The following is an 11,698-nucleotide window of genomic DNA, read 5'->3' on the forward strand; positions in this document are numbered from 1 at the left end:
TTTCAATTCGTAAGAACGCATTGCGCCCACAGCCGACACCAAGTGGTGATTCTAGCCAGAGCGGGCTGCACACGCATGTATTGCGAGGGCGTATAAGCAAGTTTGCCGCAAATGCAAACCCCTATCTCACGCCCTGCGCTGTTGGTTAGCGATCGCGAAACTGCGGCTGACGCTTCTCTGCAAAGGCCGCCATACCTTCTTTCTGGTCTTCAGTCGCAAATAGCGAATGAAAAACCCGGCGCTCAAACAACAGGCCTTCAGCCAGCGTCGTCTCAAACGAGCGGTTGGTGGCCTCTTTGATTGCCATGGTTGTCAGCATGGATTTCTCGGCAATTTTGGCCGCGGCGCTCATCGCTTCTTCCATCAGTTTTTTGGCAGGCACCACCCGGCTGACAAGCCCGGCGCGCTCCGCTTCATCCGCATCCATAAAGCGACCTGTGAGGTTCATATCCATGGCCTTGGCCTTGCCAATCGCCCTTGTCAGGCGCTGGGTGCCGCCCAACCCGGCCATCACCCCGAGATTGATCTCTGGCTGGCCAAACTTGGCTGTATCCGAGCAAATAATGAAATCGCACATCATGGCAAGCTCACATCCGCCCCCAAGAGCATAGCCCGACACCGCAGCTATAATAGGCTTGCGAATGCGGCCAATCTCGTGGCTTTCTGGCGTGAACAGGTCTTCTGTGAACACGTCGACAAAGCTCTTCTCGCTCATCATTTTGATGTCCGCACCCGCGGCAAAAGCTTTTTCACTGCCGGTGAGGACGACACAGCGCACTTTCTCGTTGGTCTGTGCGTCCTTCAAAGCCTCAACAAGCTCTGTAAGCAGCTGTGCGTTCAGCGCGTTGAGGGCATCAGGCCGGTTCAGCCTGATAAGGGCTATGTGGTCTTCAACGTCGACGGTAATCGTCTCAAAAGCCATATGACAGTCGCTTTCGCTTGTTTCTCTCAGAGCCGTTTGAATATCACTCCTGACGTCTGGTTCAAGCTATCTTTGACAGACAGGGCAATAGTAGGTCGAGCGTCCGGCCTGCACGATCCGGGCGACAACCCCCTCGCACCCCGCTGTCCGGCAGGCGCCTCCCGCACGATCATAGACCTGAAACTGGTGTTGAAAATAGCCAAGTTCGCCGCTGGCCTGTTTGAAATCCTTGAGCGAGGACCCACCTGCCGCAATGGCCGCTTCCAACACCTCTCGCACAGCAGGCACGACTTTTGCCAGCCGCGCAGCGCTTACCTTGCCCGCCTGCCGCAAAGGGGAAATCCCCGTTTTGTGAAGCACTTCACAGACATAGATATTCCCCAATCCCGCAATAATCCGCTGGTCCAGCAGAGCGGTTTTCATAGGAGTGCGCCGGCCCGAAAGAGCTTGGGCAAGATAAGCCTCAGAAAAGTCGTTCCCCAAGGGCTCTGGCCCGAGCTTGGCAAGAAGCGGGTGCTCCTGTGCGGTTTCTGTTGGCAACAAATCCATGGCCCCAAAGCGGCGCGGATCATTGAAGGCAATGCGGGCGCCGCCTGCCATCCAGAACACCACATGATCATGCTTTTCCAGTTGCGGGTGCTCATGCACAAACTGCCCCAAAGGGTCCCCAGACACAGTCATGCGCCCAGACATTCCCAGATGAACCAGAAGTGATTCTCCGCTGCTCAGGTCTGCCAGGATATACTTTGAGCGCCGGCGCAAACGCAAAACTGTCTGTCCGGCCAACCGCGCCGCCATCTGCTTGGGAAAGGGCCAGCGCAAATCCGGACGGTTGACATCAACAGCCTCGATCTGCGCCCCCTCCATGGAAGGGGCAAGGCCGCGCTTCACAGTTTCAACTTCAGGAAGTTCCGGCATGGGCGCCTCGCTTGCGTGTTTCGTGCCATTTCGGCGCATTGTGCGCGCCCCATTGGCACTATATGAGGAGGGAGTGCAGCAATCGGCAAGGCCCATGGACAACAAAACAACACATTTTGGTTTTCAAACCGTGCCAGAGTCTGAAAAGGCTGGTCGGGTGCAGGGGATATTCGGGTCGGTTGCGTCAAAATACGACATCATGAACGATGCGATGAGCCTCGGGATCCACCGCCTTTGGAAAGACGCCATGATGGATTGGCTGGCCCCCCGGAAGGGCCAGCGCCTGCTGGATGTCGCCGGAGGAACAGGTGACATTTCTTTCCGCTTTCTGGCCCGCGCAGGCGAAGCTGAGGCCGTTGTCTGCGACCTGACAGAGCCTATGCTTGTAGAGGGGCGCAAGCGTGCCGAAGCCGAGCGGATGGCACGCAAGCTGAGCTGGGTTGTTGGCGATGCGATGGCCCTGCCTTTTCCCGACAACAGCTTTGATGTTTACACCATTTCTTTCGGCATCCGAAACGTCACCCGCCCCGAGGAAGCCCTTGCAGAGGCCTTTCGCGTGCTCAAACCGGGCGGGCGGCTCATGGTTCTGGAGTTCAGCCAGATCCCGAATGACTTGCTGCAAAAGGCTTACGACCTGTATTCCTTCAATATCATTCCCCAGCTAGGCCAGGCCATTGCCGGTGACAAAGACAGCTACCAATATCTCGTGGAATCCATACGCCGCTTCCCCGATCAGGAAAGCTTTCTGTCCATGATCAAGCAAGCGGGCTTTGAAAATGCGAGCTATCGCAACCTGAGCCTCGGCATTGCGGCGCTGCATTCGGGCTGGAAAATTTGAAGGGCCCCCACAATATCTTCCGGATGATCCGGATGGGAGCGACCTTGGAGCGCACAGGCGCCATGCCTGTGGTGCTTGAGGCTTTTGATGCGCCCCGCCCACTGCGTATTCTGGCGCGGAGCTTGGTGTGGCCCTTCCAATGGCTTGGAAAACGGGGCGACACGGAATTGCCGCCACCTGCGCGTGCGCTCTCGGCGCTGGGCCCTGCCTATATCAAATTTGGTCAGGTTCTCAGCACACGCCCTGACCTTGTGGGCACCGATCTGGCGCACCAATTGCGCGTGCTTCAAGACAAATTGCCCCCCTTCCCGACAGATGTGGCGCAGGCCATGATTCAATCCGAGCTGGGCCAGCCGACAGAAGAGCTGTTTGAGACGTTCAGCGAGCCCGTCGCCGCTGCGTCGATTGCACAGGTTCACAAGGCAACGCTGCGCGCTACGGGTGATGAGGTGGCTGTCAAAGTGTTGCGCCCGGGCATAGAGCGTGCCTTTCAACGCGACATTGATGTGTTTTACTTTGTGGCAGGCTTTATTGAAGTCTTCAGTCCTGGTTCGCGTCGCCTCAAACCGCGTGATGTGATCGCGCATTTTGAAGGTGTGGTGAAGGGCGAACTCGACCTACGCCTCGAAAGTGCCTCTGCCAGCGAATTTGCTGCCAACACACAAAAGGATGCAGGCTTTGCCTTGCCCAAAATCCTCTGGGAGCATTCAAGCCGCCGTATCATGACCATGAGCTGGGCGGATGGCGTGCCTTTGGGCGACAATGCCGCAATTGATGCTGCCGGCCACGACCGTGACGCGCTTGGCACGCGAGTTTTGCAGCTGTTTCTCAGCCATGCCTTGCGCGACGGATTTTTTCACGCTGACATGCATCAAGGCAATCTCAAGGTGGCCCCTAACGGCGATATCGTCGCGTTTGATTTTGGGATCATGGGCCATATTGATGAATACACCCGACGCGTTTACGCCGAAATTCTTTATGGCTTCATCAAGCGGGATTATCAGCGCGTAGCTGAAGTGCATTTTGAAGCCGGCTATGTCCCCGCAGATCGCGATGTTGAGGAGTTCGCCCGTGCGCTCAGAGCTGTGGGGGAGCCGATTTTCGGTATGGACGCCACGCGCATTTCTATGGGCAAATTGCTCAGTTACCTATTCGAGGTGACCGAGCGCTTCGGCATGGAAACCCGCACCGAGCTTATCTTGCTTCAGCGCACCATGGTCGTTGTCGAAGGTGTTGCCCGTAGCCTCAGCCCTCAATTGAATATCTGGGATGTCGCGCGCCCGATCGTCGAAGACTACATCAAAAAATCACTTGGCCCGCGCGCACTCGCCAGTGATTTGATCAAGACACTCATGGTTGTCGCACGCTTTGGGCCGCGGCTGCCGCGTCTTGTGGAAAATGCGCTGGCAGCACAGGCCGCAACCACCACCAAGCCCGAGGCCAAGCCTGCAAAGGCTTTGCTGGTGTTGGCAGCGCTCGCAGGTGCCGGGCTGGCCGCTCTTGGCTTCTGGGCACTCGCCGGCTGAGGCCCCTCGCGTTTATCTTTCCAACCGCTCGTTTCTTTGGTCTGTTAAAAAAAGATAGTTTGGTCTAGTTTGGTCAAAGTGATTACGAGGCGACGCACGGTATGCGCAAAAGAACTCTCCAACCTGCCATTCTTGCCCTGGCCCTGACCCCGACGATGATCGGGGCAGATCCTCAGACAACACCCTGGATCAACATGTATGGCAACCCGGGCGGCCTGATTGATATGCCGACGGCCGAGGTTGCACAGGACGCCCGGTTGGTTACCGGCCTTTCTTACTTCGGGGGCACCACCAAAACCGCTCTTACCTTCCAGGTCACTCCCAAGCTTTCAGGCAGCTTTCGCTACTCTGCTTTGAACGGGTTTGATGCCGGGCCGCGCTACACCCTGCCCTCATACTATGACCGCAGCTTTGATCTTCACTACCAGCTGTTTGAAGAAACCCGCTACCGTCCCGCCATCGCGCTCGGGCTGCGGGATCTTCTGGGAACAGGGCTCTATGAAGGCGAATATATCGTTGCAACAAAATCTATTGGCAAAAAGCTGCGGCTGACAGGGGGCCTCGGGTGGGGACGGCTTGGGAGCCACAACACAGCCACCACCTTTGGCACAAGGCCCAGCGAGCTCCTTGGTGGCGGTGGCATTCCAAACTATGACAGGTGGTTTCGAGGCCCGATGGCGCCATTTGCAGGGATCAGCTATCAACACAATGCCCGCCTAAGCTTTGCCGCCGAGTATTCTTCAGATGCCTATCTGCGCGAGAACGGCGATATGTTTGCGGTGAAATCGCCTGTGAACCTTGGCATCAATTACAAACTTAACAACACTGTGCAGTTCGGTGCGGCCTATATGTATGGCAGCACATTTGGCCTCAACGTTGCAATCACCTTGGACCCGAAAAGCGCGCCCGTGATTGGTGGGAATGATCCTGCACCACAGCCTGTGGCGCTACGCAAAAAAACTGCAATCGCCGACCTGGGATGGACATTTGAAGCAGATCAAAAAGCGCAGATCACAAAAGCTCTCGCAAACGCATTGGCCCGTGAGGGGATCAAACTTGAGGGACTGAAGCTGGCGGCCACCAAGGCCGAAATCATGATCCACAACGAGCGGTATGACATTGACAGCCAGGCCATCGGCCGCACGATGCGGGTTATGAGCCGTGTGCTCCCTGCCTCCGTTGCCACTTTCACGGTTACGCAATCCAGCCGGGGAATGCCCACCGGCTCCGTGGCTCTGGCCCGTGCCGACCTTGAGGCACTCGAAAATGCCCCGGCCTCCGCCATTTTGCAGCGCGCTAGCTTTTCTGCCCAGAGCCGGGCTCGCGACTTTGAAATCGCGCAAGGGCGCTTCCCGCGCCTGGCGTGGAGCTTTGGACCGCTGGTGAAACTCAGCGCATTCGACCCCGACAGCCCCGTGCGTGCCGATCTTGTGGCGCATCTGGAGGGGCAATACCATATATCCCCTGGCTGGGTCGCGTCGGGTGCCTTCACTTACAAGCTCGGGGGCAACCTGGACGGCCTTCCGGAGGGGCGCACCGGTTTCGTCGCGGTTGACCCAGCCTATCCCGTGCGGTCTGACGCCCGGCTCTATGCCTCGGGAAGCGGTCCCAAAATTGACCATCTCACACTCGCCCGATACGGCCGCCTGTCTGACAACCTTTATAGCCGGGTGACTGTCGGCTACTTGGAGCAAATGTATGCCGGCGCGTCAGGGGAGCTGCTTTGGAAACCTGTCAACAGCCGCCTCGCGATTGGCGCAGAACTCAACTATGTGGCGCAACGCGACTATGACCAGCAGTTTGGCACGCGGGGCTACAAAATCGCTACAGGGCATATCTCTGCCTATTATGATCTCGGAAACGGGTTTCACACGCAGCTTGATGCTGGCCGCTATCTCGCGGGCGACTGGGGGGTCACAACCTCACTTGACCGGGAGTTTGGCAACGGCTGGCGCATAGGGGCCTATGTCACGAAGACAAATCTATCGTCGGAGAGTTTTGGAGAGGGTTCATTTGACAAAGGTATCCGGATAACTGTTCCGATGAGCTGGGCAATTGGCAGTGCAACCAAACGGAGCGCTCCTCTTACCATTCAGTCTCTCACCCGCGATGGGGGCGCGCGCTTGAATGTGAACGGCCGGCTGTATCAGAGCATACGGAGCAGCCATGGCGCAGATATGGCGAAAACATGGGGTCGGTTCTGGAGATGAAACAGCATAGCAAGCTCCTGTTGGTTTTTCCCGCGTTGCTTCTCTTGGCAGCCTGTGGGAACCAGCCCGGCCATGGCACTGGTCTTCAAGCGATACGCGGGGCTGTCTTGAAAAAAGCTGCGCCGTCCTCTGCCATCCCAGATGCCACCGAGCTAAAGCGCACGATCACCGAGGCGCTGGCCAACACCGACAAGCGCTTGGCTGTTGCCGTTGTTGAACGCCACAATACCTTCACCTTCTTGACAGAGATCGCCCGAAACGGAGCCTACAGCACTTGGGGGTCACCTGATCGGCGCACGCTCTCTGAGCAAAGCGGCTTGGTAACCGCAAGTCGCGGACTCGGAGCCGATTTGATGTCTGCCAATGTCGGCGAAAGCCTTGCGCTCATCCAGGGACAGCGCGCAGGGTCGGCAATACGCAGCCATATCTACCTAGATGGTGAAAACCAGGAAGTTTCGCTCATATTCTCATGCAGCTTTGCCCCTACGGGGCAGCAAACAATCTCGATTGGCGAGATCCATGTGACCACACGCACGGTCGAGGAGCGTTGTGCAGGGCATGGTCTTTCCTTTCAAAACAACTACCGAGTGTCTTCCACAGGGCGGATTGTTCAGTCGCGACAATGGATTGGCCCTAAGATTGGTCATATCACGATACAAAAGCTGCGCTGAAACCTTTCCCCTCCTTGCCAACACCCCCATGGTTCGGCCATCACCTCAGCTTCGCAAGCCAATCACATCGTCCGGGAAAACCGCCTGCCCGCCTTCAAGCAACAACACGACCTGACCCTCTATCATCTGCGCTTCTTCAACACGCTGATAGGATTCCACCGCAGAGTTCCCGAGCAGATTTCCCGCCGAGTGGTTTTCAACCTCAAACCGGTATACCCCCGCAGGCAGCGTTGTCCCGTCACTGTGCAGCCCCGTCCAGTTGATCGGTGCAGAATCCAGTCCGATCTGATTGCGCTGAACCACTTCGCCAAGCGCGTTATAGACCACAAGATAAGCTTCATCAGCCGCGCGCGCGGGTAACGGGTGTAACGTCACAGCGTCACCTTCAAACTGCACGGGCGCCGCACTGCGCGCTTCCATACCCACCCAGCTCGACAATTGTGAGAGGTTGGTTGCGCCCATTTGTGCCGCCAGGCCCGCCAATAAATCATTGGTCAATACTTGCTGTTCGACCGAGGAAAAGCTGGCGAGCTGAGACGCATATTCAGCCGAATCCATCGGGTTCAACGGATCTTGATTCTGCGCCTGGGTGGTGAGCATTTCAATGAAGGTCTGAAAATCAGAGTTCAAAGCTGTTTGCGCTTTTGCAACCGTGCCAGACGAGGTCACAGGGGGTGTCACGGCGGAAATTTGTGTCATGTGCAGTCCTTTCAGAGACGAATATCAAGACGGGCATTCGGATTTTGCCACACATACTGAGCCTGCTCCGGCAAGGCTGCATTGAGCTCTGTGTGGGGCTCGCGTGGTCCGGCCTCGAGCGTCCGTCGTTCCTGATCACCTGGCTGGTTCTGTTCAAATGAAAATTGCCCCATCGCAAAACCCTCCGCCAAGAACTCGCGCGCCAAAATATCCACATGCCGGCGCATTGCCTCAAGCGTTTCCGGGCGGTCGGCAAAGACATGCACCATAACCTGCCCCTCTGCTGGGCTCATCACAAAGCGCAGTCTTCCCAACTCCTTCGGGTGCAATTGCAGCTCAATCTCGCGGCGTTTGTTTGCAACAAGCTCATCAAGCGCCTCGCGCACGATCAGCACGGCTTTTTCGGCATTGATGGGTTGCAGCGAAGGCGCCTTGCCCTCGCGCGATATGTGCTCGGGATTATAGGTCTGCAAAGAGGTCTGTGGATCTATCAATTCACGCCCAGCTTCAGCGCCGCGCGTCGGAACCCACTCAGTTTTCCCTGGCGTTACTGCAATTCCTCCGAGCGCCGCCATGTTCTGGCTGCTTGAGCCTGAACTGGCAGTCACATACTGATCGGCATTCTTGGCCATACGCGGCGCTGCAAATAAATCGTCATGCGCCGGCGCAGGCTCTTTATTTTGAATGCGCGCGGGTGTGAAACTCGCTTCAGCCTTTTTGTCCAATGCTGCTTGGGGCGCTGACTTTGTCGCTGCCTGCATCAACTCGCCTTGCCCCAAGGCGGCCGAGAGCACCTTTGCCGCCTCTGGCAAAGGTCCACTGCGCTGGGCCTGAATGTCCACAGGTGTTTGAGAGCCCGATTTTTCAACAGTCCCAAACTGGGCGGCAACAGGCATAGCTTTCTCAGAGAGAGCAACCACGGGCTCCAACCGCCCGCCGGCTTTGGCACTAGGCGCTGTTTCAACAGAGCCAGATGTCTCTTCATTCGCGCCAGCCATCCCTACCCAAGGCGCCATCATTTGTCTCTCTGTGTCCACCGAAGTGGCTTTTGCAGCCACTTCGCGCGGCTCAGCCGCAGGGATATGACCAACATCAACCGGGGCTTCTAACCCACGCATCATAAATGACTGGGGTAAGACAGTGTTGTCATCGCCAGCACCCCCCTTGGCTTGCCAGCGCAAGCCTTCTACGGGGTGGGTGTGCGCCTCTGGTGTCTTTTCATACCCTTCCGCGCTCAGCCGCTCTGAAGGCGCACCTGAAGGCGGCGGCACAATCTTAGCCGAGTGTGCTGTCTCAATCGTCTGCGCGGAAGGGATATCGAGCCTTTCAAATTCCCTCTCCCCATCGGGCGGCCTAAGCGCCTGATCTGCGGTGGGCTGGGCAACATCCGGATCAGCTAAAACAAGCTCGGCGCCCTCCTGCTCAGCTTTAAGGCTTTCACCCGGAAGTTCCACATCGGGCGGCAACAACAACAGAGACCCTTTGGCGCCATCGGCCAGAACTTCATCAAAGGAGGCGTGACCCGAGTCGCCATCAGAGCCTGCAAGGGAACTTTGGAGCAGACCTGTCTCTCCCAAGGCAGGTGTCGTCGCAGCGGATAAATTGAGCAGTATCATTTTGACCTCAGGAATTCTTCCAATGGCACAACCATCCCAGAAGTTGGTTACCGCTTCTTTACCGATTTATGGGCATAACCAAGAAAATCCGAAGAATTGGAGGTAATTCAATGGTCCCTGTCACAAGTGCTCTCACAGAGTCTGCAAAGGCAACCATCCCACTGGCCCACAACACAAGGCTGCAAGAGGTCGCCAAAGACCTCGAGGCCAGTTTTTTGGCGGAAATGCTGAAAGAAGCAGGCTTTGGGAAGGCCCGCGAGGCTCTGGGCGGTGGCGCCGGTGAGGAGCATTTTGCCTCCTTTATGGTCGAGGCCCACGCAAAAAAAATCGTCGAGCGCGGTGGTATCGGGCTCGCCGAATCAATCTTTCAGGCCCTCAAGGAGAAGCAAAATGACCAGATCCAACCAAAGTGATCTCATCAACCAAATCGAGACAGTTTTAGAGAAGGAATACAACGCGCTCATCAACGGTGAGCTAGAGGCGCTCGTCAAACTCTTGGAGCAAAAGAAATCTTTGATCGAGACACTGAGTGCAACGCCTTTGCGGGCCGAAGGGAACATCAAGACCCTCCAAACAAAAGCTATCCGAAATCAGGCGATGTTGGAAAGCGCCACCCGTGGCATCAAGACTGTGGCCAATCGCCTTTCAACGCTTCAAAAAGTGCGCCGTAGCCTTGACACCTATGATGCCCACGGCCAGCGCCAGACAATCCAAGGCACAACAAAAGCAACGCTTGAAAAACGCGCATAGGCGTTTTGTCTTAAATGCCACAGAGTTCGGAAGCTGCTGTTAAAGCTTTATTAGAGCCCTCAGCGACATGGTGGTCATGCATCCTGGATCGGGTGGCGCAGCACAGCAAATCGAAAAGCTGCATACGTCAGAACGACATAACCTGCCCTGAGAGGGGCGTTTTCAAGTTGGCGCAAAGCGCCTCGTGTCAAAAGGAACTACATTCATGTCAAGTATTCTGACAAACAACAGCGCAATGGTTGCCCTTCAAACCCTGAAGTCAATCAACTCTGATCTTACCAAAACACAAAACATGATTTCTACGGGTAAGAACGTAGAAACATCAAAAGATAACGCGGCAACTTGGGCCATTTCCAAGGTCATGGAAAGTGATGTGAAGGGTTTCAAAGCCATTTCAGATAGCCTCGCCCTGGGAGAGTCCACCGTCGCCGTGGCGCGCAATGCGTCCGAAGCGGTTACCGACCTGCTGATTGAAATGAAAGATAAAATCATCAGCGCTCAGGGCGATATTCTGGATCGCGGCAAGCTGAATGATGAAATTCAAGCCCTTATCGGTCAGGTGAAATCTGTTGTCGGCGCGGCGCAGTTCAACGGTATGAACCTTGTGAACGGCTCCCAAACAGATTTCAACTCTGAAGGGAACGCGGGCCTCAACATCATTTCATCACTTGATCGCGGTGCAAATGGTGCCGTGACAGTTTCAAACATTGGTGTTGATGCTCAAAATCTGTCCACAACCTCGGGCACAGCTCTGACCGCTCTGAATGCGGATGTCGCAACACTGGCGGCAAATGGTGGTGCCGATTTGCTGACCGTTACACTGGGGGATGAATTTCTCACAGCCGCCGGCGCAGCAACCGGTGCAACAGCCCTTGATGCGGGGACAGCCGGGGTTGTCTTGACAGATGCCGCCGGTCTCGTTGAGGGGGATATTGTTCGCCTGAAAGTCGGAGATGTAGAAGGCAGCTACACCGTCAGAGCAGGAGATAACAATGATGCGGTTTTCGCCGGTGTAAAGAACGGCTTGTTGCAAGCCGGGCTTGATGAAAGCAAGTTCACCGTCGCCATCGTGGCAGGGACAAGCATCACCGTTGAGAACCTTACCAACGAAGCAGGCATTGGTATCACCCTCACACAAGAGCGCGGCACAGGTGCCTTGGCACAACTTGAAACCATGGACGTTTCCACCGCCTCTGGCGCGGATACTGCGCGGAGCCAGATCGAAGGCATGATCCAAGCCTCGATTGATGCCGCTGCATCTTTCGGCTCGGTGGAATCACGGATCGGCATTCAGTCTCAATTCGTTTCAGACCTGTCTGACTCTCTCAAAACAGGTATTGGCGCCATGGTGGATGCAAATATGGAAGAGGCGTCAGCCCGGCTACAGGCTCTGCAAGTCCAGCAGCAGCTGGGTGTTCAGGCCCTCTCAATTGCCAACCAGGCACCACAAGCCCTGCTTTCACTCTTCCGCTAAGCAACACGGTTTAGGGGCGCACAGTGATGGTGCGCCCCATCATTTCCGATCGCGATACCCTGTTCGCAACATCT

Annotated in this window: 11 protein-coding genes; 7 read left to right on the forward strand and 4 right to left on the reverse strand. The window is 56.2% G+C overall.

Features of this window, described 5'->3' with window-relative positions; translation table 11 throughout:
* Nucleotides 1-145 precede the first annotated feature (145 nt).
* Together Q0478_RS05735 and mutM are read right to left on the reverse strand one after the other, a co-directional pair.
* On the reverse strand, nucleotides 146-922 hold the full coding sequence (locus Q0478_RS05735; RefSeq protein WP_298677042.1) for an enoyl-CoA hydratase: 777 nt from the start codon (nucleotides 920-922) through the stop codon (nucleotides 146-148).
* A gap of 66 nt (nucleotides 923-988) precedes the next feature.
* Nucleotides 989-1,840, reverse strand: a complete 852-nt coding sequence (gene mutM, locus Q0478_RS05740) for a bifunctional DNA-formamidopyrimidine glycosylase/DNA-(apurinic or apyrimidinic site) lyase (protein ID WP_298677044.1) — start codon at nucleotides 1,838-1,840, stop codon at nucleotides 989-991.
* 94 nt (nucleotides 1,841-1,934) lie between these two features.
* Between mutM and ubiE the strand changes: the two genes are divergently transcribed.
* The 4 genes from ubiE (at nucleotide 1,935) to Q0478_RS05760 (ending at nucleotide 7,085) form a co-directional block, all read left to right on the forward strand.
* Nucleotides 1,935-2,678 (forward strand): bifunctional demethylmenaquinone methyltransferase/2-methoxy-6-polyprenyl-1,4-benzoquinol methylase UbiE, encoded by a 744-nt coding sequence (ubiE, locus tag Q0478_RS05745; protein ID WP_298677046.1) that lies wholly within the window; start codon nucleotides 1,935-1,937, stop codon nucleotides 2,676-2,678.
* Nucleotides 2,675-4,204 carry a 2-polyprenylphenol 6-hydroxylase gene (gene ubiB / locus Q0478_RS05750; protein WP_298677048.1) on the forward strand — a complete coding sequence of 510 codons (1,530 nt, stop codon included), beginning with the start codon at nucleotides 2,675-2,677 and terminating at the stop codon, nucleotides 4,202-4,204. The genes ubiE and ubiB overlap by 4 nt, the downstream gene beginning before the upstream one ends.
* Before the next feature lie 101 nt (nucleotides 4,205-4,305).
* Nucleotides 4,306-6,414: a YjbH domain-containing protein gene (locus Q0478_RS05755; protein ID WP_298677050.1), complete on the forward strand. Its 2,109-nt coding sequence runs from the start codon at nucleotides 4,306-4,308 to the stop codon at nucleotides 6,412-6,414.
* Between the two features lie 107 nt (nucleotides 6,415-6,521).
* Entirely contained in the window at nucleotides 6,522-7,085 is a 564-nt protein-coding gene (locus Q0478_RS05760) for a YjbF family lipoprotein (protein WP_298677052.1), read from the forward strand.
* A 45-nt stretch (nucleotides 7,086-7,130) separates the two neighbouring features.
* On the opposite strand, the gene Q0478_RS05765 is transcribed toward Q0478_RS05760, so the two are convergent.
* Together Q0478_RS05765 and Q0478_RS05770 are read right to left on the reverse strand one after the other, a co-directional pair.
* Nucleotides 7,131-7,784, reverse strand: coding sequence for a flagellar hook capping FlgD N-terminal domain-containing protein (locus Q0478_RS05765; protein WP_298677054.1), 654 nt, complete (start codon nucleotides 7,782-7,784; stop codon nucleotides 7,131-7,133).
* A gap of 11 nt (nucleotides 7,785-7,795) precedes the next feature.
* Nucleotides 7,796-8,965 carry a flagellar hook-length control protein FliK gene (locus Q0478_RS05770; protein ID WP_298677056.1) on the reverse strand — a complete coding sequence of 390 codons (1,170 nt, stop codon included), beginning with the start codon at nucleotides 8,963-8,965 and terminating at the stop codon, nucleotides 7,796-7,798.
* Nucleotides 8,966-9,510: 545 nt separating this feature from the next.
* Between Q0478_RS05770 and Q0478_RS05775 the strand changes: the two genes are divergently transcribed.
* From Q0478_RS05775 to Q0478_RS05785, 3 genes are all read left to right on the forward strand, one after another.
* On the forward strand, nucleotides 9,511-9,813 hold the full coding sequence (locus tag Q0478_RS05775) for a rod-binding protein (RefSeq protein ID WP_298677058.1): 303 nt from the start codon (nucleotides 9,511-9,513) through the stop codon (nucleotides 9,811-9,813).
* Nucleotides 9,791-10,150 carry a hypothetical protein gene (locus Q0478_RS05780; RefSeq protein WP_298677059.1) on the forward strand — a complete coding sequence of 120 codons (360 nt, stop codon included), beginning with the start codon at nucleotides 9,791-9,793 and terminating at the stop codon, nucleotides 10,148-10,150. The genes Q0478_RS05775 and Q0478_RS05780 overlap by 23 nt, the downstream gene beginning before the upstream one ends.
* A gap of 205 nt (nucleotides 10,151-10,355) precedes the next feature.
* Nucleotides 10,356-11,624, forward strand: a complete 1,269-nt coding sequence (locus Q0478_RS05785; RefSeq protein WP_298677061.1) for a flagellin — start codon at nucleotides 10,356-10,358, stop codon at nucleotides 11,622-11,624.
* Nucleotides 11,625-11,698 lie beyond the last annotated feature (74 nt).

This window comes from uncultured Lentibacter sp., from assembly GCF_937123735.1.
Taxonomy (GTDB): Bacteria; Pseudomonadota; Alphaproteobacteria; order Rhodobacterales; family Rhodobacteraceae; genus Lentibacter.

Bases quoted from the DNA above. Each gene is read 5' to 3' on its own strand.
- Q0478_RS05780 (WP_298677059.1), top strand. From the start codon at position 9,791: ATGACCAGATCCAACCAAAGTGATCTCATCAACCAAATCGAGACAGTT.
- Q0478_RS05775 (WP_298677058.1), top strand. From the start codon at position 9,511: ATGGTCCCTGTCACAAGTGCTCTCACAGAGTCTGCAAAGGCAACCATC.
- mutM (WP_298677044.1), bottom strand. From the start codon at position 1,840: ATGCCGGAACTTCCTGAAGTTGAAACTGTGAAGCGCGGCCTTGCCCCT.
- Q0478_RS05755 (WP_298677050.1), top strand. From the start codon at position 4,306: ATGCGCAAAAGAACTCTCCAACCTGCCATTCTTGCCCTGGCCCTGACC.
- Q0478_RS05785 (WP_298677061.1), top strand. From the start codon at position 10,356: ATGTCAAGTATTCTGACAAACAACAGCGCAATGGTTGCCCTTCAAACC.
- ubiE (WP_298677046.1), top strand. From the start codon at position 1,935: ATGGACAACAAAACAACACATTTTGGTTTTCAAACCGTGCCAGAGTCT.
- Q0478_RS05735 (WP_298677042.1), bottom strand. From the start codon at position 922: ATGGCTTTTGAGACGATTACCGTCGACGTTGAAGACCACATAGCCCTT.
- Q0478_RS05765 (WP_298677054.1), bottom strand. From the start codon at position 7,784: ATGACACAAATTTCCGCCGTGACACCCCCTGTGACCTCGTCTGGCACG.